The organism is Pandoraea horticolens (assembly GCF_902459555.1).
Lineage (GTDB): Bacteria > Pseudomonadota > Gammaproteobacteria > Burkholderiales > Burkholderiaceae > Pandoraea > Pandoraea horticolens.
In genome coordinates this window covers 119,446-140,097 of record NZ_CABPSM010000002.1, presented here as the reverse complement: position 1 = coordinate 140,097, position 20,652 = coordinate 119,446, and the positions used below count along the sequence as shown (strand labels likewise).

Genomic DNA, 20,652 nt, shown 5'->3' with positions numbered 1-20,652 from the left:
GGCGCCCGTTCCAGATCACTCGGGAACAGGCACCGCCGTTCAATTCTCATGCCGCCGGCAAACCGACAGCAATGCGTACAGCTCGACTAGCCGAAGCGCTTAGGCAGCAGCCTTGGCGCCTTGCTTGATCAGACGAGCCACGGTCGGCGACAGTTGCGCGCCAACGCCTTGCCAGTAGGTCAGACGGTCTTGAGCAATACGCAGACCTTCCGTGCCTTCGGTAGCAACCGGGTTGTAGAAGCCAATACGCTCGATGAAGCGGCCATCGCGACGGTTACGCGAGTCGGTTGCAACGATGTTGTAGAACGGGCGCTTCTTCGCGCCGCCGCGAGCCAGGCGGATAACGACCATAATAAATCCTTGTGAATCCAGAAGTGTTCGAACAGAAAACGCGTGATTATAGCGCAAAACCCTCGTCAAAACAAACACTTCCCCCGGCACCGGCCACATCCCGCCCAGCCGCGCCCCTATTAGGCCAGCGACGGGGGGAACATGAGCCGCCCGCTGGCACTAGACTACAATGCAGCCATCCTGTGAGCGGAGCGAGTCTGGCATGCGACGATTTCTCGATGGATGGTACCCCCCCTTCCGGCGGCAAAGGCCGACACGGGTCGACACGCCACTCGGCCGCCTTGTTCGATACGCGCGCCGGACCCGCCTGATGATCGGCGCAGCTCTGGCAGTCGCGCCACAGTTTGCGACCGCACGCGACGCCCTTCCCATCGAACGCCTCACGCTACCTCCCGGCTTTCACGTCGAAGTTCTCTCGGACCAGGTTCCCGGTGCGCGAGGCATGGTGCTTGGCCCGAAGGGCACGTTGTTCGTCGGCAGCCGGGCGCAGGGCGACGTTTATGCCATTACCCTTGACCCGTCTCGCGCCTATGCCGCAAAAGTCCGGACCGTGGCCTCCGGGCTGAACATGCCCGTTGGGGTCGCCATGCGCAACGGCGCACTCTATATCTCTGCCGTTTCCCGCATCGTCAAACTCGACGACATCGAGAACCGTCTCGACAATCCCGGCAAGCCAGCCGTCGTCTACGACAAACTGCCGGGCGAGAGTCATCACGGCTGGCGGTATATGGCATTCGGCCCCGATCAACGTCTATACATAGGCGTTGGCGCCCCCTGCAATGTTTGCAAACGCGACGAGAACCGCTACGCGATGATCGGCAGCATAAAGCCGGACGGCACCGACTGGCGAGTCGTCGCTCGCGGCGTGCGCAACACCGTAGGATTCGACTGGCAACCCGGGACCAATACCCTCTGGTTCACCGACAACGGCCGCGACCTGCTCGGCGACGATGTCCCCGACGACAAGCTCAACCGACTCACTCGTGTTGGCGAGCACTTCGGATTCCCCTATTGCCATGCCGGCGACGTCTCGGATCCGGAATTCGGACAGGAGAAGCGCTGCTCGGCCTTCACGCCGCCGATGGCGAAGCTGGGCGCGCACGTTGCTGCGCTCGGCATGAAGTTCTATACCGGCAAGCAGTTCCCGGAGGCCTATCGCGGTAGCATCTTTATTGCCGAACATGGCTCCTGGAACCGGAGCCGCAAGGTTGGCTACCGGGTCGAGCGCGTCGTTCTCGATACCAAAGGCAACGTCGCGAAGCAGGAAGTGTTCGCGCAAGGCTGGTTAGGCAACGACGAATCAGTCTGGGGCCGTCCCGTCGATCTTCTCACCCTGCCGGACGGCTCACTCTTAATCAGCGACGACTATGCAGGCGCCATTTATCGCATCACCTACCGAAAACCGTGAGGCATGCTGATGACCCGCCCCGGCATCGATACGGAAATCCGGCTGCAACGAGTGCGCAAGGAACTGTCCCGCTCCCTGCCCGGTCAATCTTTCACGGTACTTACGGCGCCGTTCGGACATGCCCGCCCCCGTCCGTCGTGACTTTTTTCGCCGCCCCCCCATCTTCGCAACTACGTCGACATAAGATCATGACCCAACGCCTACTCTCGTTCCTGCCATCCTCCTTCGCTTCTTATGTGGCTACGCTGCTGGTACCGGCCGCCATGCTGGCAGGCTGTGCCTCGCCGTCAGGCGGCGGCGCCACGCCGCCTTCGGATACCTCCGGCGCCACCGCTGCGGCAACGGCCCCGGCCGACATTCTCGGCACTTGGCAACTCGTGAGATGGGAAGGCACGAGCGACGTTCCGAGCCTGCCGGAGGGACGTGCGATCAACCTCACCTTCAACGACAAAGGAGCGTTCTCGGGCACGGGCGGATGCAACCGCATCTTCGGTCAATACACGATTGGCCCGGGCAATGGAAACGTCAGCCTCAAGGCCCCGGCCACCACCCGGATGGCGTGCCCCGATTCGATGGCGTTCGAAGACCGCTATCTGAAGACGCTTCCCCTTGTCACCCGCTTCGAACGCCGCGACACACAGTTGATTCTGAGCACCTCGAATGGCGAAACGCTGACCTACGCCTCGCAAACGTTGCTCAATCGCCCTGTCGCAGGTACCGGTGCCTTGAGCAAGACGGAAGACCGCATCCTCGATGTCGATTCGCAAATGGCGGATTGCGTCGGCGTCGCGCCGCGCAAGTGTCTGCGCGTGCGCAATGCCGACGATTCCGGCAAGACGCAGTGGGAGCTCTGGTATGCCCACATCGATGGATTCGAGTGGAAGCCCGGCGTAGAATACCGCGTGAAAATTCACGGCGAACCCGTCGCCAATCCGCCCGCCGACGCTTCGAGCATGCGCTGGACGCTCGTCGAAGTCATTCGCGAAATGCCTGCCCGATAACCATTCCAAATGAACGCAGTCGCCTATAAATCCAAGACCCTGACCGCTGGCCTGGCGATGCTGTTCGGTACGCTCGGCCTGCATCGCTTCTATCTGTATGGTCTGCGAGACCGCTTCGGCTGGGCCCACATCGCGGGTTCGGCATGCGGCGTGGCGGGCTGGGGGCTTTTGGTGACGAGCGAACTGCGTTCTCCCGCAGGGTGGGGGCTCACGATTCTCGGCGCCATCTCGTTGTTCTCGGCGTTCCTTGCGGCCATCGTCTACGGACTTCGCCCCGATGAACGTTGGGATGCCCAGTTCAATAGCCGCGCCAGGCACAAGTCGCGCTCGGGCTGGATTGCCGTCATCATCGTCAGCCTGTCGCTGTTCGTCGGTGCGCTGTTGATGATGGTCGGCCTCGCCGTCGCGTTTCAGACCTATTTCGAAACGCACGACACGCCCAACCGGCTGTCGCAATAACACGCGACCGTGACAATGCCCCCCGTCCCCACTCCCGCCCATCGGCCGACACTGGGTTTCATCGGTGCAGGTCGCGTCGCTCGTGCGCTTGCCGCTGCGGCCAGTCGCGCCGGTTATGAGGTGACGGCGGTTGCAAGCCGCCGGATCGACGCGGCGCAGCGCATCGCGTCCGCACTGCCAGGATGTGAGGCAATGTCAGTCCACCGTCCGGAAGACATGAATACCGTCTTCTCGCGCGCGGATCTGATTTTCCTGACCGTTCCCGATGATGCCATCGCCACGTGTGCCGCGCATCTCAACCCGCGCGCCGGTCAGGCGCTGGTGCATTGCAGCGGGGCCTCCGAGGTCGAGTTGCTCGCGCCCGCGACGCAACAAGGCGCGCAGATCGGCGGCTTTCATCCGTTGTTTCTCTTCGCGGGGCTCGACGACGACGCTGCGCGTATGGCAGGCAGTGCGATCACCATTGAGGCTGACGCTCCGCTGAGCGATAGGTTGCATGACCTTGCGAACGCCATCGGCTGTCGTGCCCTGTCGATCCCCGCCGGCGAGCGGATGCGCTATCACGCAGGGGCCAACTACGCCGCCAGTTTTCTGCTCTGCCTGCTCGACGAAGCCACCCTGCTGTGGAAAGCGATCGGCATGTCCGAAGACGACGCGCGCGAAGCCATGTGGCCGCTCGTCATGGGCACCCTCAACGCGGCTCGCGAGCGCGGCCTCTCCGGAGCACTTGCGGGGCCGGTCTCGCGCGGCGATGCCGGCATCGTCACGCGTCACACGGAAGCCCTTGCCTCCATGGGCGGCAATCACGCCACCCTTTACTCGCTACTGACGCTGCGCGCCATTCACCTCGCTCGTCAGCGGCCGACTGCGGACAACGCCGCACTTGATGCGATCGCGCACAGCATCGCCCCCTATCTGCCGCCTTTCGCCCCCAAAGGCGACGCATAACGACACCTGGCCCCCAGCACGTCAAACGGCCGGATGCCGGCCGTCAGGGTCAACCTGCCACGCATCCCAGCCCGATCTCCATCACTCTCGCCTCTCACCCGAATACCGCATAAAAACATGGGCTATCTTCTTAGCTCCACCGCATCTATTTTTGATTTATTTTCGTTGTTAGCGATGTACTAATAGTCGACCGGCGCGGAGACGACAGATTATTCCAACAATCAATGAAACAGCATTCCTCTGAATAGGCAAAGCAGGATATCTCAAAACCACACCACTTAGAGAATTAACTCCAGCCTTCAGAAATTCACCCTCAACTGGAATTTTATGGATTTCTTTAACTTCCACCTCAAACAAATTTAATTTATCCAACCCTTTCAATTCTGTCGGAATTTCAATCGTCGTTACGCCACACCCCTAGTTATTTTCCGGCATGGCGGACGAGTGATGGCTAGAAATAAGCCATTGTTTTCCATTCCACTTATAAGTGAATGTGTAGCGGGCCTTCACTTCTGAACCGTCCGCAAACTTGAACGTGTACAAGCCTGCGTCGATCGCGCTATTGCAGTCAATTTCGATAGAACGGCTGTCGATCGTCCCCACTGGCTTACCCGCGAGAAAATGTGCGAAGTAGTCCTCCTTCTCTTCTGCTGTCAGACGCGGCTTGTTAGAGACAGTCGGCAACAGGATTGAATTTTTGGCATAGTTGGCAACAACCTTCTTTGGATCGCCAGTTTTCAACGATGTATTCCATCGGTCGAATAATGAGGCAATTTCCTTCTTGGAAGCCGCATGACAAACCTCAGACCTGGCATGGGCATTTGTTGCCGCGACAAGCGCAAGAGCAGCCAAAGGAAGAGAACGCAAAAGACGCATGAAATTCCCCAGTAAAAGGAAGTTGATTTTGCAGTTGGAGAGCTGAACTTCGTGAGTGCCTCTTGCCTCTGCGGGCAAGTCTTATTGAAAACGCAACGCCGATAATAGCATCGGCGGTTCTAAATGGTTACAGATCGGAGATCTCGCTGCGGATGCGGCCTCGAACATGACCACGGCGACATCGTCATCGACCACGGCATCTCAGACTTATATGTCGCTCGGACACTGACACTTGCCGCGTGCTTCCGTGGCCATCCGAGGGCCGTGTGAACAAGCCTTGGGGGCCAAATTCACCAGCCGCGCGCTCGCACAATAGGCGTAGGCAAGTGGCGTCACTCTGAAGTTGCTTCCAGCGGGCAATACAACGCAGAATGCGTACATCGAATCGTTCAACGGCGAGTTCCTCGATGCGTGCGTGAACGAGCGCTGATTCACGCGCCTGACACAGGCTCGGGCGGTCGCCGCGACACGACGCCGGGACGACAATGAGCAAAGGCCACGCAGCGCACTGAACGATCTTTCGCCCGCAGCGTTTGCGGCGCAACATTGGGCGACAGCGGATGCTCCTGCCGCTTTCCAGGAACTGATTTATGGGACTTTGCCAGAAGCGCTTTTGCCCTACTGAAGGGGGCAGGTCAGTTGAGACCTCGATATGGCGAAAATGGCTTCGCCCGGCCGCCGCGACCCGCTCACCGGTATGACAGTTGCGGGGACGACAGTTGTTCGACGCATCCGGTGCAGAAACCCCAAAAGCAGTGACCGAATTGAGAGCGAATTACAGCAGATGAACTCATTGTTTTCTTTCGGCAACGAGATGGCCGCCGGCTTCCAAGCCGCATGGGAGGACGGCGATCGCGTTGTCGGTCGAGGCTCACGCCCCGGCCCGGATGGTGTGCCGAGGGCTGTGTTGGCTGTATGGTCCGCAGCCGAGCACCCGACGCCCTCCAGCCTCGCTCGCCTCACACACGAATACGGCTTGAGGGGCGAGTTGGACGGCAGTTGGGCAGTGCGACCGCTGGAACTTGTGCGGGAACATGGCCGGACTGTTTTGCTGCTTGAGGACCCCGGCGGCGAGCCACTTGCCGCCCGACTGGGCGCCCCCATGGAGGTGGGTCGTTTCTTGCGCCTGGCCGTCAGTATCACGGCGGCCTTGGACCAGCTCCACCAGCGGGGTCTTATACACAAGGACATCAAGCCGGCCCATATCCTGGTGAACGATGCCCCTGTCGAGGCGCGGCTCACGGGCTTCGGCATTACCTCGCGCCAGTCGCGCAAGCGTCGGGCACTGACGCCACCGGAAGAGATCGCCGGCACGCCGGCCTACATGGCCCCCGAGCAGACGGGGCGCATGAACCGATCGATCGATGCGCGCAGCGACCTCTATTCGCTCGGCGTCACGCTCTATCAAATGCTCACGGGTGTGCTGCCGTTCGCCACCGACGATCCGATGGACCTGTTGCATAGCCATCTCGCCCGGCAGCCCGTGCCGCCGGCGGAACGGGTACCGTCGATCCCGCCATTGCTTTGCGCCATCGTAATGAAGCTGCTCTCCAAAACGGCGGAGGAGCGCTACCAGACCGCGGCGGGGCTGGAGGCCGATCTACGGCGCAGTCTGGCTGCATGGGAATGCCAGGGAAGCATTGACGCTTTCCCGCTCGGCGAGCACGACCTGCCTGATCGCCCACTGATTCCAGAGCGACTCTATGGACGGGAGCGCGAGATTGAGACCTTGCTCGCTGCCTTCGACAGAGTCGTCACCCAGGGCACGCCGGAGATTGTGCTGGTCTCCGGCTACGCCGGTATCGGGAAGACGTCGGCCGTGCTTGCGTTGCGCAGCGCACTGGCTCACAGGAATGGCCTCTTTGCCTCGGGCAAGTTCGATCAGTACAAGCGAGACATCCCATATGCGACGTTAGCGCAGGCTTTCCAGAATCTGATCCGCCCACTATTGGGCAAGAGCGAGGCCGACTTGGCACCCTGGCGCGCCGCACTGGCGGAGGCGATGGGCCCAAATGGCGGCCTTATGGTGCCGCTCATCCCCGAACTCGAGCTGATTCTGGGGTCGCAGGCCCCGGTTCCGGAGCTGCCGCCGCGCGACGAACAGCACCGGTTCCAGATGGTTTTCCAGCGCCTGCTTGCCGTCTTTGCCCAACCCGCGCATCCGCTGGCGCTCTTTCTCGATGACTTGCAATGGCTGGACGCGGCAACCCTTGATCTGCTCGAGTATCTGGCGACCCAGCCGGAGGTAAGCCACGTGCTGCTTATCGGCGCCTATCGGAACGACGACGTCAAGCCCGGACACCCTTTGCTACTGCGATTGCCCACCATCCGCCAGGCTGGGGGGCGAATCAATGACATCGCACTTTCCCCCCTCGGCCTCGACGATGTAAGCCGACTCATCGTCGATGCCTTGCATTGCGCCCCCGCAGACGCCGCGCCTCTGGCCCGCCTGGTGCACGAGAAGACCGGAGGTAACCCGTTTTTCGCCATCCAGTTCCTTACCGCCCTGACAGAAGAGGGGCTACTCGTTTTCGATCATCGTGGCGCGCGCTGGTCTTGGGACCTTGAGCAGATTCGGGCCAAGGGCTTCACCGACAATGTGGTCGATCTCATGCTCGCCAAGCTGAGACGCCTTCCCGCCGCAACCCGTAACGCCCTGAAGCAGTTGGCGTGTCTCGGTAACGACGCGACGATCGCGACTCTGGCCATGGTTCAGGATGCCAGCGAGGCGGAACTGGACGCGGCGCTGTGGCCGGCGGTACGCGCCGGACTTGTGTTGCGTTTGGGAAATGTCTACCGATTCCTGCACGATCGTATCCAGGAGGCGGCCTACGCCCTGATTCCTGAAGGCGCACGACCGGCCATGCACCTCGCGATTGGCAGACAGCTAGTTGCAAGCACGCCGCCTGAGGCAATCGCGGAGTGTGTCTTCGAGATCGTCGGCCAGCTCAACCATGGTGCCGGCCTTATCACCACGCCCCACGAGCGGGAGCAAGTGGCCGAGCTGAATCTGCTCGCCGGCCAGCGCGCCAAGGCGTCCACGGCGTATGCCTCGGCGCTGGCCTATCTCACCGCCGGTGCAGCGCTCGTACAGGGGGACGCCTGGAAGTGCCGGCCAAAGTTTGCTTTCGCGCTCGAGTTCCACCTCGCCGAATGCGAATTTCTGACCAGCGCGGTGGCTGCGGCGGACGCGCGCCTGGCCGAGCTTGCGGGCCGTGCCGCCAACCTCCCCGACCTGGCCTCCGTCACCCAACTGCGGCTGGAGCTGTTTCTGGCCCTCGGCCAGCGCGAGCGTGCCGTCGAGGTGGGCCTCGACTACCTGTACCGCGCCGGCGTCCAGTGTCCGGCACACCCGACAGATGAGGAGGTCCGGCAGGAATACGATCGGATGTGGCGCCAACTTGGCGACCGCCCGATCGAGGCATTGCTCGACCTGCCGATGATGACCAACGCGGTCGCATGCGAGACGATGGATGTCCTGACCGCGCTGATGCTGCCGGCCTGGTACACCGACGCGAAGCTGGGCTCCCTCATCATCGGACGGATGGCGAACATCAGCCTCGAACATGGCAACAGCGACGCGTCGTGCCTCGCCTATACCTGGCTCGGCATGCTGCTGGGGCCTCAGTCCGGCGACTACAAGGCGGCATTCCGCTTCGGCCAGCTCGGCCTGAATCTGGTCGAGCAACGCGGGCTGGACCGCTTCAGAGCTCGCGTCTACCAGGCTTTCGCGGGTCACGTGATGCAATGGACCCAACCCATCCGTGCCTCGCGCGGTCTGGTGCGGCGCGCGTTCGACGTGGCCAGCAAGGCCGGTGACCTTACCTATGCGTCTTTTGCGCGTAACAACCTCATTACGCAATTGCTCGCCTGTGGCGATCCGCTTGCAGAGGTGCAGAACGAAGCCGAGGCCACGATCGGCTTCGCGCGCCGGGCGAGCTTCGGTCTCGCCGTCGACCGGGTGATCCCCCAGCTCCAGCTAGCGCGAACGCTACGCGGACTGACCCCGGAGTTCGGCGTCTTCGATGACGATGATTTCAACGAGGCGCAGTTCGAGCGGTATCTGGACGAGGCACCGAGCCCTGCCCTCGCCACCTGCTGGTACTGGATCCGGAAACTGCAGGCACGCTTGCTCGCCGACGACTACGCGACTGCCATAACGGCGGCAGACAGGGCAGCCCGTCTTCTCTGGACATCGCCGTCGTTCTTCGAGCAGGCGGAATACCATTTCTACGCGGCGTTGGCGCGAGCGGCATGCTGCGGCACGGCCACCGCGCCAGAACGAGCCCGGCATCTGGAGGCATTAGCCGCACATCATCGCCAACTCCTTGTCTGGTCCGAGCATTGTCCCGAGAATTTCGAGAACAGAGCCGCATTGGTTGGCGCGGAAATCGCGCGCCTCGAGGGGCGCGAAACGGATGCAATGCGCCTCTACGAGTTGGCCATCCGCGCCGCACAGGACAATGATTTCATCCATAACCAGGCACTCGCCAACGAGTTGGCTGCGCGATTCTATGCTGCGCGAGGCTTTGAAAAAATTGCCCGCGTGTACTTGCAAGATGCCCGGGGTGGCTATCTCCACTGGGGCGCCAGCGCCAAGGTGCGGCAACTCGATGCGTTGTATCCGCACCTCTGCGGGGAAGAGCGAGCACCCGCGCCGACGACGACGATCGGGGCGCCGGTCGATCACCTGGACCTCGCCACCGTGATTGCCGTGTCACAAGCGGTGTCCGGCGAAATCGTCCTGGACAAATTGCTCGACACACTCATGCGCACCGCGCTTGAACAGGCCGGCGCGGAACGGGGACTGCTGATCCTGCCCCAAGGGGCCGAGCAGCGCATCGCGGCAGAGGCGACGACCGGTGGCGACATTGTCACGGTGCAGCTCCGCGACGAGCGCGTGACTGCGACTGCGCTGCCGGAATCGGTGCTCCACTATGTCTTGCGCACCCGCGAGAACATCATTCTCGACAATGCCGCGACACAGCACCCGTTTTCTGCCGATCCATACGTTCGGCAGCATCACGCCCGATCGATTCTCTGCCTGCCCTTGCTCACACGGGCCAAGCTCATCGGGGTGCTCTACCTCGAGAACAACCTCTCGCCACGCGTCTTCGCACCGAGCCGAACCGCCGTGCTGAAGATGCTCGCCTCCCAGGCCGCGATCGCGCTGGAGATAACTTGTTTGTATCGGGATCTCGCGCAACGCGAAGCAAAGATCCAGCGCCTGGTTGAGGCCAACATCATCGGGATCTGCATCTGGCACCTGGACGGTCGAATCCTCGAGGCCAACGACGCGTTCCTCAGCATGCTGGGCTATGATCGCGAGGACCTCGCCTCGGGCCCCTTGCTCTGGACGGACCTGACGCCCCCCGACTGGCGCGAGCGTGACGCCAAGTTGATACAGGACCTTCAGGCCAGTGGAACCTTGCCGCCATTCGAAAAGGAGTTCTTCCACAAGGATGGAAGCCGCGTGCCCGTCCTGCTAGGGTGTGCGACATTCGAAGAGGGTGGGGATCAAGGTGTTTCCTACACGCTGGATCTCACCGAGCGCAAGCGCGCCGAAGAAGCGCTGCATCAGGCACAGGCCGAACTGGCACATGTGACCCGCGTGACGACGTTGAACGCACTGACCGCCTCGATCGCTCACGAGGTCAACCAGCCGTTGGCCGCCATCGTCACCAACGCCAATGCTGCCCTGCGCTGGCTCGCCCGCCAGCCCCCCGATCTCGCCGAAGTGCGAGAGTCGTTGGGGCGCATCGTTCAGGATGGCCATCGGGCCGGCGCAGTGATTGCAGGAATGCGTGCGTTGCTCAAGAAGACGGCCGCCGTCACGGCGCGCATTGACCTGAACCCCCTGATCGAAGACACGATTGCGCTTATCCAGGGAGAGGTCGGCCGCCATCAGATCCTGCTCCGCACAGAGCTGGCGCCTGACCTGCCGCCGGTTGTCGGTGACAGGGTGCAGTTGCAGCAGGTGCTCCTGAACCTGATGATGAATGGCATCGAGGCAATGAAAGAGGTCGCCGAGCGGCCGCGGGAACTGCTGATTCGCTCGCACATCGACGCATCGGGGGCGGTGCGGATTGCCGTTCAGGATGCCGGCATCGGGTTGGTGCAAAAAGATCTGGAGCGTGTTTTCCAGACCTTCTTCACGACCAAGGCGGACGGTCTGGGCATGGGCCTGGCGATCTGCCGGTTGATCGTCGAGGCACACGGAGGGCGGCTATGGGCGAGCCCCAATGTGCCTTACGGGGCCGTGTTTCAGTTCACCCTGCCGCCTCGCGACTAGATATGCCTCCCGCCGATGGCGGGAGGCGGCGGGGACTCAAAGCGGCGCCTCGCAAATGCCGAGTTGCTGTGCCATCAAGACAAGCTCGGCAAAGGTGCGCGCCTTCATCTTGCGCATGGCCTGACCACGATGAATTTTCACGGTGACCTCGCTGATACCTAGCTCGCCGGCGATCTGCTTATTCAGCAGACCGGCCACGGCCTTGCGCATGACCTCGGCCTCACGCGGTGTCAGGCCCAGGTAGCTGGCTCGCAGTTCATCCAGCTTACGCATGCCATGGCGGCGATGCCGATCCTTTTGCAAGGCGGCCGCCACAGCGTCGAGCAGGTCCTGCTCGCGGAATGGCTTCGCCAGAAAATCCTCGGCCCCCGCCTTCATGGCGGCAACCGTCATAGGGATGTCGCCGTAACCCGTCATGAAGATGATTGGGATCTGGATGCCCATTTGGGACAGCCGAGTCTGTAGGTCCAGGCCGCTCTGACCGTGGAGCCTGACATCGAGCAGAAGGCAAGTGGGTGCGTCCGGGAATGCGAACGTCAGCAGTTCGGCAGCGGATGCGAACAGGGTGACGCGCATCCCGACGGAGCGGAAGAGGTTCTCCAACGCACCGCGAAGCATCGCGTCGTCATCAACGATCAGCACCATCGCTTCATCACTCGCACGGGTGTCTGCGGTTACGAAGCCGTCGATTGTCACAGTCTATCTCCAGCGCACCCATCGGCGCGCGCGGTTTGGGCAGGCTCGCTCTCGCCGCCACGACCCCGCAAAACTGTTCATTACAGCACACGACCGGGATCGTGGGCCACTTATACCATGGGGTTAGTCAGGCGTGAAAGTGAGTGGCTGGTCCAGCCGGTCTAGTTGCAGACTAACGCACATCGAACTCGCACGCAGCCCCGGTGCTTCCCTACGCTGCAAGGGTGGCGAAGCCATTCCCTATTGGCTGTAGCACGGCCTTGCGGCGTCGCGATGAAATCGAGATAGCGCGCGGCTAATACGATTCGACAATAGCGACGGCCGACCGCGCCGACTATTCTTCGCCTCAGGTTGCGCTCCGGACACAAACGCCGGTCGCGGCCCTTACGCCAAGCTGCCCCGACGCGGCTCTGCCTCGGCGGGGATGCCACGGCAGTCTCACTCTCGCCCCCCTAACAGGAGCAACGCAATGTCGAACCCCAAGCTTGAAGTCCTCACCCCGCAGAACAGCCAATTGATCTTCATCGACCATCAGCCGCAGATGGCTTTCGGCGTCCAGTCGATGGATCGCCAGGCAATGAAGAACAACGTCGTCGGCCTGGCCAAGGCGGCAAAGATCTTCAATATCCCGACGACGATCACCACCGTCGAGAGCGAGTCGTTCTCGGGCTTCACCTATCCGGAACTGCTCGACGTGTTCCCGAACCAGAAGACGCTGGAACGCACCTCGATGAACTCGTGGGACGACCAGAAGGTGCGCGATGCGCTCGCCGCCAACGGCCGCAAGAAGGTCGTCGTCGCCGGTCTGTGGACCGAAGTCTGTAACACCACCTTCGCGCTGTGCGCCATGCTCGAAGGCGACTACGAGATCTACATGGTCGCCGATGCTTCGGGCGGCACCAGCAAGGAAGCCCACGACTACGCCATGCAACGCATGGTCCAGGCCGGCGTGGTGCCGGTGACCTGGCAGCAAGTGCTGCTCGAATGGCAACGCGACTGGGCTCACCGCGACACGTATGACGCCGTAATGAAGGTGGCGAAGGAACACTCGGGTGCCTATGGCATGGGCGTCGACTACGCCTACACGATGGTTCACAAGGCCGCCCAGCGCACGGCGACGGGGCATGAGTCCATCGCCCCGGTGCCCGCACGCTAAACAGCCGTTCAAGAAGAGATCGCCATCGGCCTGCGCACGACTCCCGTGCCTGGGCCGATGCAACCCGCGATCTCATCCTCCAGGATTTCGAGCCAACTTTCCGCTAGCCCTAATCATGCAAACAGAACATACCCAGGAATCAGGTCACAACATCGACGCATCGCGCCGGCAGCTGCTGGTAGGTAGCACTATCGGCGCTGCGGCCGCATCGGTGGCATCGCTTGCCGCACTGACGCCCACGGCCGCGGAAGCCGCGCCGGCCAGCGGCCACGCCACGAAGCAAGACAATTTCGTCACGACCAAAGACGGCACGCGCATCTTCTACAAAGATTGGGGCTCGGGCACCCCAGTGGTGTTCTCGCACGGCTGGCCGCTCAATGCCGACGCCTGGGACGCCCAGATGCTGTTCCTGGTGCAGAAGGGCTTTCGCGTGATCGCCCATGACCGGCGCGGCCATGGCCGCTCGGACCAGCCCGCGCAGGGCAACAACATGGACACCTACGCCGACGACCTGGCCGCGCTGCTGGACGCCCTCGACATCAAAGGCGCAACGCTGGTCGGTCACTCCACCGGCGGCGGCGAAGTGGCGCACTACATCGGCCGTCACGGCACGAAGCGCGTGGCCAAGGCGGTGTTGATCGGCGCGGTGCCGCCCATCATGGTCAAGACTGCGGCCTATCCGAACGGTCTGCCGATGGAAGTCTTCGACGGCATTCGCAAGGGTGTCGCGGAAAACCGCTCGCAATTCTACAAAGACCTGACCACGCCGTTCTTCGGTTTCAACCGGCCCGGCGCCAAGATTTCGCAAGGCACCATCGATGCGTTCTGGGCACAGGGCATGAGCGGCGGCATTCTGGGCCAGTACGTCTGCATCAAGGAGTTCTCAGAAGTGGACTACACCGAGGACCTGAAGAAGATCACCGTGCCGACGCTGATCCTGCACGGCGCCGACGACCAGATCGTGCCCATCGATAATTCGGCCCGCCTGTCGGCCAAGATCATCAAGAACGCCACGCTCAAGGTATATCCGGGTGCGTCGCACGGCATGTGCGTGATCAACGCCGACCAGGTCAATGCCGACCTGCTGGCCTTCCTGAACACGTAAGCCGAAATGTCCTCAACCCGCCGGCCTTTCATCGCCTCGGCTACCGCCCCCGGGGCGGTAGCCTCTTCGGAACCCTTCGCTATGTCATCGAACCTGACTCCCGACCTCATTCTCGTTAACGGCAAGTTCACCACGCTCGACCGTGCCAATCCGCAGGCCGACGCCGTGGCCATCCAGGACGGCCGCTTCGTGGAAGTGGGCACGCGCCAGGACATCATGAAACTGGCAGGAACGCAGACCAAGGTGATCGATCTGAACGGCCGGCGGGCCATTCCCGGACTGATTGACAGTCACATGCACATCATCCGGGGTGGCCTGAACTACAACATGGAGTTGCGATGGGATGGCGTTCGTTCGCTGGCCGACGCCATGCGCATGTTGAAAGACCAGGTCGACCGCACGCCCGCGCCGCAATGGGTTCGCGTGGTGGGCGGCTTTACCGAACATCAATTCGCCGAGAAGCGTCTGCCGACCATCGACGAACTGAACGCCGTCGCCCCCGACACGCCGGTGTTCATCCTGCACCTGTACGACCGCGCGATACTCAACGGCGCCGCACTGCGCACCGTGGGCTACACGAAAGACACGCCCAACCCGCCGGGCGGCGAGATCGTGCGCGACGCGTCGGGCAATCCGACCGGATTGCTGCTTGCCAAACCGAACGCGACCATTCTCTATGCCACGCTGGCGAAAGGCCCGAAGCTGCCGATCGAGTATCAGAAGAACTCGACGCGCCACTTCATGCGCGAGGTGAACCGCCTCGGTGTGACCGGCGTGATCGACGCCGGCGGCGGCTACCAGAATTACCCCGACGACTACAACGTCATCGAGGAACTGCACAAGGAAGGCCACCTGAGCGTGCGCCTGGCCTACAACCTGTTCACGCAGAAGCCCAAGGAAGAGCTGAGCGACTTCAAGACCTGGACGTCGACCGTCAAGCCCGGCCAGGGCGACGACCTCTATCGCCACAATGGCGCAGGCGAAATGCTCGTGTACACGGCGGCCGACTTCGAGGACTTCCGTGTCGAGCGTCCCGACATGGCGCCGTCGATGGAAGCCGATCTGGAGCCCGTGATCCGCTTGCTGGCGGAGAAGCGCTGGCCGTGGCGGCTGCATGCGACCTATGACCAGACCATCACGCGCGCGCTCGATGTCTACGAGAAGGTCGCCAAGGACATCCCGTTCGACGGCCTGAACTGGTTCTTCGATCACGCCGAGACCATCTCAGACCGCAACATCGACCGCATCGCGGCGCTTGGCGGCGGCATCGCCGTGCAGCACCGCATGGCCTACCAAGGCGAGTATTTTGTCGAGCGCTACGGTGCCCGGGCCGCCGAAGCCACGCCGCCGATCAAGAAGATGCTCGAGAAGGGCGTCATGGTCGGCGCCGGCACCGACGCCACACGCGTGGCTTCGTACAACCCGTGGGTATCGCTGTACTGGCTGACCACGGGCAAGACCGTGGGCGGTATGTCGATGTATCCGCCGGCCAACCTGCTCGATCGCGATACGGCGTTGCGCCTGTGGACCGAGGCCAACACGTGGTTCTCATCCGAAGTGGGCAAGAAGGGCCAGATCAAGGTGGGCCAGTTGGCCGACCTGGCCGTGTTGTCGGCCGACTACTTCTCGGTGCCGGGCGACGACATCCAGGACATCACGTCGGTGCTGACCGTGCTCGGCGGCAAGGTGGTCTATGGCGACAGCGAATTCGGCAAACATTCGCCCGACATCCCGCCCGCGATGCCCGACTGGTCGCCGGCCCGCCACGGCAGCCAGTACCAGCCGCGCCCGCAGACTCAGGCGCGCGCCATGGCGCTGAACACCGCGTGCGGCTGCGCCAGTTCGTGCGGCGTGCATGGCCACGCGCATGCCAAGGCCTGGACCTCGGGCGTGCCAGCGTCGGACGAAAGCACGTTCTGGGGCGCGCTGGGCTGCTCGTGCTGGGCATTCTGATCCGCTGATCCACCGATACACGTTAACCACCCCCATTGGAGAGCGGCCATGACCATCTCGACACCCCCGCCAGGTGCAGCCGGCAACAACACACACCGGCTGCCTCGCTGGCTACGCTGGATCGCCCTGCTCTTGCTGTGCGCCGCCTACCTGCAGGGGGGATGGGTCAAGCTGTTCGACTTCTCCAGCGCAATGGCAGAAATGCAGCACTTCGGCCTGTCGCCCTCCGCGCCGCTGGCGGCGGCGACGATTGCGCTGGAGCTTGGCGCGTCGGCCGCGATCCTGACCGGCATCTGGCGCTGGCTCGGCGCACTGGCGCTGGCAGCGTTCACGCTGATGGCCACGTTCCTGGCCAACCGGTTTTGGAGCGCACCGCCCGAAGCACAGTTCGCGATGGCTAACGCCTTCTTCGAACATCTGGGCCTGGTGGGTGGATTCCTGCTCGTGGCGTGGGATGACCTTCGCACGCGGAGACAACCATGACGCAGCCCGCCACCTCGGCGGCCAAGCCTGCATCGGGCGGCACGTTTGCTCCGCTGGCCAAACCCACGTTTGCGGTCATGTGGGTGGCCACGATCCTCGGTAACATCGGTAGCTTCATGCGCGACGTGGCCAGCGCCTGGCTGGCAACCGATCTTTCCACGTCGCCGGCGGCGGTCGCCACGATTCAGGTGGCCGCCACGCTACCCGTCTTCCTGCTTGCGATTCCGGCCGGTGTGCTCTCCGACATCCTCGACCGGCGCCGCTTTCTGATCGTGATCCAGATCGGACTGGCCATGGTCAGCGGCACGCTGATGCTGCTCGCGTGGCGCCATGCGCTGACCATCGAAATCCTGATTGCGCTGGCGTTCGTCGGCGGTGTGGGTGCGGCGATGATGGGGCCGACGTGGCAGTCGATCGTGCCCGAACTCGTGCCGCCGAGCACGCTGCGACAGGCCGTGGCGCTGAATTCGCTGGGCGTGAACGTCTCCCGTGCGATCGGGCCGGCTGCCGGGGGTCTGCTGCTTGCGGCATTCGGCGCGGCCGCCACGTATAGCGCAGACCTGATCAGCTACGTGTTCGTCGTCGCTGCGCTGATCTGGTGGAAACGCCCCGAACAACCCAGCGATCCGCTGCGCGAGCACTTCTTCAGCGCTTTCCGAGCGGGCTTACGCTTCACGCGCGCGCACAGCAAGCTGCACATCGTATTGGCGCGCGCCGCCGTGTATTTTGCTTTCGGCAGCGGCGTGTGGGCGTTGTTGCCGCTGATTGCCCGTCAGTTGTTACATGGCGGTGCCAGCCTCTATGGTGTGTTGCTGGGCGCAGTGGGCGCAGGCGCAATCCTTGGTGCGCTGACAATGCCCAGACTACAGCAGCGGCTTGATGCCGATGGCATGGTGCTATTGTCCGCGATCGTCACAGCGGTCGTCATGGCGGCACTGTCGAGCGCGCCCCCGATAGGGTTGGCATTGCCGCTACTGCTGCTGCTCGGCGCTGCGTGGATCATTGCGCTGACCACGCTTGGCGGCGCGGCGCAGGCGATCCTGCCGAACTGGGTGCGCGGCCGTGCGCTGGCGGTCTACCAAATGGTGTTCAACGGCGCGCTGGCCGGTGGCAGCCTGGTCTGGGGCTTTGTGGCACAGGCACTGGGCACACCGCACGCGCTACTGATCGCCGCGGCGGGGCTGGTCGTTACCGCGCTGATCCTGCGCCGCATGCGGCTGCCGCGTGGTGAGGAAGACCTCGGCCCCGCACGTCGCTGGCCCGAACCGGAAATGGCCGGCGAAATTGCGCATGACCGTGGTCCGGTGATGATCCTGATCGAGTATTGCATCCCGCCCGCCAACCGCGATGCGTTCCTGCACGTGGTGCACAAGCTCTCGGAAGAGCGTCTGCGCGACGGCGCGTTCAGTTGGGGCGTGATGGAAGATCCGGCCGACCCCGAACTACTGACCGAGTGGTTCCTGGTCGAGTCCTGGGCCGAACATTTGCGCCAGCACCAGCGAGTGCCCAATGCCGATGCCGATCTGCAACGCGACGTGATCGGTTTCCATGTGGGCGCCGAGCCACCTCACGTCCGGCACCTGCTCGGGGTGGGCCTGCCGCCAGCGTAGCGCCACACCGATTTCCCCCTTTTCAATCTGGTCTTATATGAAACTCTATATCGTCTCCCTCGGCGCCGGCATCCTGGTCGGCATCATTTATGCACTGATGCAGGTCCGCTCGCCTGCCCCCCCCGCAATTGCTTTGATCGGGCTGCTGGGCATGCTCCTTGGCGAGCAGGTCGTGCCGCCGGTCAAGCGCATGCTGGCGGGAGAGCCCGTCACCATGGCATGGTTCCGCGGCGAATGCGTCCCGAAGATTACGGGTACCCCGCCCAATGCGGCCACGGCCGTCGAACAGTCGGCATCCCTCCCCGCGCGTAGCAAAGAAGGGAACCAATAACAGCATGCGTCGTTCCCGAAAACAGCCTGAAGTCCATTCCCGCCGTACTTACGCGATCGCGCCCCGGCGCGTTCACGTTGCCTTGGCAGCGTTGTTGTCCGCAGCCGCAGCACCTGCCGTGGCAGACGGCAACGTTACGATCTATGGCCGGCTGAACACGGCAATCGAGTATGTGACCGTGACCACCGCAACCGATGGAACCCAATTAGGCGATGCTGCGCGCCTCACGAATAACCGCTCTGTGTTCGGCATGCTGGGCGAAGAACCGCTGGGCAATGGGATCAAGGCGATCTGGCAAATCGAAAGCGCCCTGTCGATCAACAACGGCGCTGGGGAAATCGCCGCGCGAGATAGCCGGCTGGGCCTTCAGGGCCCGTATGGCACACTCTTCGTGGGCAACTGGGACACACCGTACACAAGTGCAACCAAGAGTTACGACCCGTATTACGCCACCACTGCGGGTTACATGGCGTTGATGGGTAATGGCTCTGCGTCCACCAGCGACAATGTTCAGAACACCAGCGCATTCGATCGACGCCAGAAGAACTCGTTGCACTATCAGTCGCCGAAGTGGCACGGTTTCAGCGGCGCCATCGCCTGGGGACTGCCGCAGGAAAAGACAACGGTGCCGCGCAATCCAGCACTGTATTCCTTTGCCTCTGCCTATGACCAGGGCAACCTGAACCTGACGCTTGCCTACGAAATCCACCAGCACTACCAGACCAGCGGACGCAACGACGATGCCATCAAGGCAGGCGTTTCCTACCAGTTCCCGTCGACGCGCATCAGTGCCGTGTATGAACGCCTGCACTATCGCACCGCCACGGGAGACCTGACGCGTAATGGCTACTATGTCTCGCTGATACAGCAGCTTGGTACCGGTAGCCTACGTGCAGGCCTCGCCTTCGTCGGCAACGGCGCTGGCACGGCGACGGAAACGATCGGCGCCGTTCGAAGCGGTTCGCAGACCGGCGCATTTCAGGTAACCGTCGGCTATGACTACCCCCTTTCCAAGCGAACCGGGCTATACGCTTACTACAGCCGCATCAACAACCGCAGCAACGCGACCTATGACTTCGCCATCAATAACGTCGGCATCAAGGCTGGCGCCGACCCGCAGACGTTCGCCATTGCGCTGCGCCACAGCTTCTGAGCGTCAGGTGAACCACTTTCGCGGGAGACCGCATTGACACCCGCACAGCTTCCAGACACGGGCCGCCGCGCTGCGCTTTCGGGACCAGCGTTCGGCAGCATCCTGGCCTTCGTCGCAGGCTATGTGGACGTGGTCGGGTTCATTTCACTGTTCGGCCTGTTTACGGCGCACGTGACAGGGAACTTCGTGATGATCGGCGTCGACATCGCCGGTGATTCGACGGGCCTGCTCGCCAAACTGCTCGCGCTGCCCACGTTTGCCCTGGCGGTTGCAGCCACCCGGTTGGCCGAGTCGCGCATGGTACGGAACAGCCAATCGGCACCGCCGCTGTTGCTATTTGCCGAGGCCACTGCGCTGGTTCTTTTCATGATTGCCGGACTGCACGCCTCCCCCATGTCCGATCCGGATACGCCGATGGCCATCGGCGCCGGGATGCTTGCCGTCGTGGCCATGGGGATTCAGAACGCACTGTCCAGGACGTCTTTGTCAGACCTGGGCCCCACCACGATCATGACGGGAAATACCACGCAAATCGTCATTGATCTGGTGGACCTGCCATGCGCATCCGAAGTGGAACGCAAAGCCATACGCGGCAGGCTCAAAAAGATGCTACCGGCGCTCGCGGGTTTTGCATCGGGCGCCGCGCTCGGTGCCCTCGGCTATTCGATGCTTTCGCTCTGGTGTGTAGTTCTGCCAATCGTATTGCTGATGGCGCTCAGTCTCCTGACCTGGCGCGATGAAGCCAACAGCCTTCAGAAGTGAATTGGCAGACGAGTGAACCCGAGACGCCCTCGCCTTCTCGCGGTTCACCCTTCTCACCTCGCCGCTGT

At 62.6% G+C, this 20,652-nt stretch carries 16 protein-coding genes and 1 pseudogene; 14 read left to right on the top strand and 3 right to left on the bottom strand.

The genetic code is table 11. The annotated features are described in order from the left end of the window. Positions 1-99 precede the first annotated feature (99 nt). Positions 100-351, bottom strand: a complete 252-nt coding sequence (rpsP, locus tag PHO31112_RS04445) for a 30S ribosomal protein S16 (RefSeq protein WP_150612512.1) — start codon at positions 349-351, stop codon at positions 100-102. Between the two features lie 310 nt (positions 352-661). Between rpsP and PHO31112_RS04440 the strand changes: the two genes are divergently transcribed. The 4 genes from PHO31112_RS04440 to PHO31112_RS04425 all read left to right on the top strand — a co-directional run bounded on the left by PHO31112_RS04440 (position 662) and on the right by PHO31112_RS04425 (position 4,167). Next, positions 662-1,759 (top strand): PQQ-dependent sugar dehydrogenase, encoded by a 1,098-nt coding sequence (locus tag PHO31112_RS04440; RefSeq protein WP_150619765.1) that lies wholly within the window; start codon positions 662-664, stop codon positions 1,757-1,759. A 188-nt stretch (positions 1,760-1,947) separates the two neighbouring features. Beyond that, a complete protein-coding gene (locus PHO31112_RS04435) occupies positions 1,948-2,760 on the top strand; it encodes an META and DUF4377 domain-containing protein (protein ID WP_150619405.1) in 813 nt (270 codons plus the stop codon). Positions 2,761-2,769: 9 nt separating this feature from the next. Then, entirely contained in the window at positions 2,770-3,219 is a 450-nt protein-coding gene (locus tag PHO31112_RS04430) for a TM2 domain-containing protein (RefSeq protein WP_150619404.1), read from the top strand. A gap of 15 nt (positions 3,220-3,234) precedes the next feature. Further along, positions 3,235-4,167, top strand: a complete 933-nt coding sequence (locus PHO31112_RS04425) for a Rossmann-like and DUF2520 domain-containing protein (protein WP_150619403.1) — start codon at positions 3,235-3,237, stop codon at positions 4,165-4,167. A 417-nt stretch (positions 4,168-4,584) separates the two neighbouring features. Here PHO31112_RS04425 and PHO31112_RS04420 read toward each other — a convergent pair whose 3' ends face one another. Beyond that, complete coding sequence (locus PHO31112_RS04420; protein WP_150619402.1) at positions 4,585-5,043, bottom strand: SgcJ/EcaC family oxidoreductase; 459 nt, start codon at positions 5,041-5,043, stop codon at positions 4,585-4,587. Between the two features lie 177 nt (positions 5,044-5,220). On the opposite strand from PHO31112_RS04420, the pseudogene PHO31112_RS27495 reads away from it, so the two are divergent. Both PHO31112_RS27495 and PHO31112_RS04410 read left to right on the top strand, forming a co-directional pair. After that, positions 5,221-5,668: pseudogene (locus PHO31112_RS27495) on the top strand (integrase core domain-containing protein); the annotation flags it as partial. Between the two features lie 159 nt (positions 5,669-5,827). Next, on the top strand, positions 5,828-11,335 hold the full coding sequence (locus tag PHO31112_RS04410) for a trifunctional serine/threonine-protein kinase/ATP-binding protein/sensor histidine kinase (RefSeq protein WP_150619763.1): 5,508 nt from the start codon (positions 5,828-5,830) through the stop codon (positions 11,333-11,335). A gap of 36 nt (positions 11,336-11,371) precedes the next feature. Here PHO31112_RS04410 and PHO31112_RS04405 read toward each other — a convergent pair whose 3' ends face one another. After that, positions 11,372-11,980 (bottom strand): response regulator transcription factor, encoded by a 609-nt coding sequence (locus tag PHO31112_RS04405; protein ID WP_150619762.1) that lies wholly within the window; start codon positions 11,978-11,980, stop codon positions 11,372-11,374. A 520-nt stretch (positions 11,981-12,500) separates the two neighbouring features. Here PHO31112_RS04405 and PHO31112_RS04400 point away from each other — a divergent pair. The 8 genes from PHO31112_RS04400 to PHO31112_RS04365 all read left to right on the top strand — a co-directional run bounded on the left by PHO31112_RS04400 (position 12,501) and on the right by PHO31112_RS04365 (position 20,584). After that, positions 12,501-13,187 (top strand): hydrolase, encoded by a 687-nt coding sequence (locus PHO31112_RS04400; protein ID WP_150619401.1) that lies wholly within the window; start codon positions 12,501-12,503, stop codon positions 13,185-13,187. 115 nt (positions 13,188-13,302) lie between these two features. Further along, a complete protein-coding gene (locus PHO31112_RS04395; RefSeq protein WP_150619400.1) occupies positions 13,303-14,292 on the top strand; it encodes an alpha/beta fold hydrolase in 990 nt (329 codons plus the stop codon). Between the two features lie 81 nt (positions 14,293-14,373). After that, entirely contained in the window at positions 14,374-16,245 is a 1,872-nt protein-coding gene (locus tag PHO31112_RS04390) for an amidohydrolase (RefSeq protein WP_217427006.1), read from the top strand. 48 nt (positions 16,246-16,293) lie between these two features. After that, a complete protein-coding gene (locus tag PHO31112_RS04385) occupies positions 16,294-16,728 on the top strand; it encodes a DoxX family protein (protein ID WP_150619398.1) in 435 nt (144 codons plus the stop codon). Further along, positions 16,725-18,338, top strand: a complete 1,614-nt coding sequence (locus tag PHO31112_RS04380) for an MFS transporter (RefSeq protein ID WP_150619397.1) — start codon at positions 16,725-16,727, stop codon at positions 18,336-18,338. Before PHO31112_RS04385 ends, PHO31112_RS04380 begins: the two co-directional genes overlap by 4 nt. Before the next feature lie 37 nt (positions 18,339-18,375). Then, entirely contained in the window at positions 18,376-18,669 is a 294-nt protein-coding gene (locus PHO31112_RS04375; protein ID WP_150619396.1) for a XapX domain-containing protein, read from the top strand. A 4-nt stretch (positions 18,670-18,673) separates the two neighbouring features. Continuing rightward, on the top strand, positions 18,674-19,822 hold the full coding sequence (locus tag PHO31112_RS04370; protein WP_150619395.1) for a porin: 1,149 nt from the start codon (positions 18,674-18,676) through the stop codon (positions 19,820-19,822). Positions 19,823-19,855: 33 nt separating this feature from the next. Then, positions 19,856-20,584: a YoaK family protein gene (locus tag PHO31112_RS04365; RefSeq protein WP_150619394.1), complete on the top strand. Its 729-nt coding sequence runs from the start codon at positions 19,856-19,858 to the stop codon at positions 20,582-20,584. The last annotated feature ends 68 nt before the right edge of the window (positions 20,585-20,652 follow it).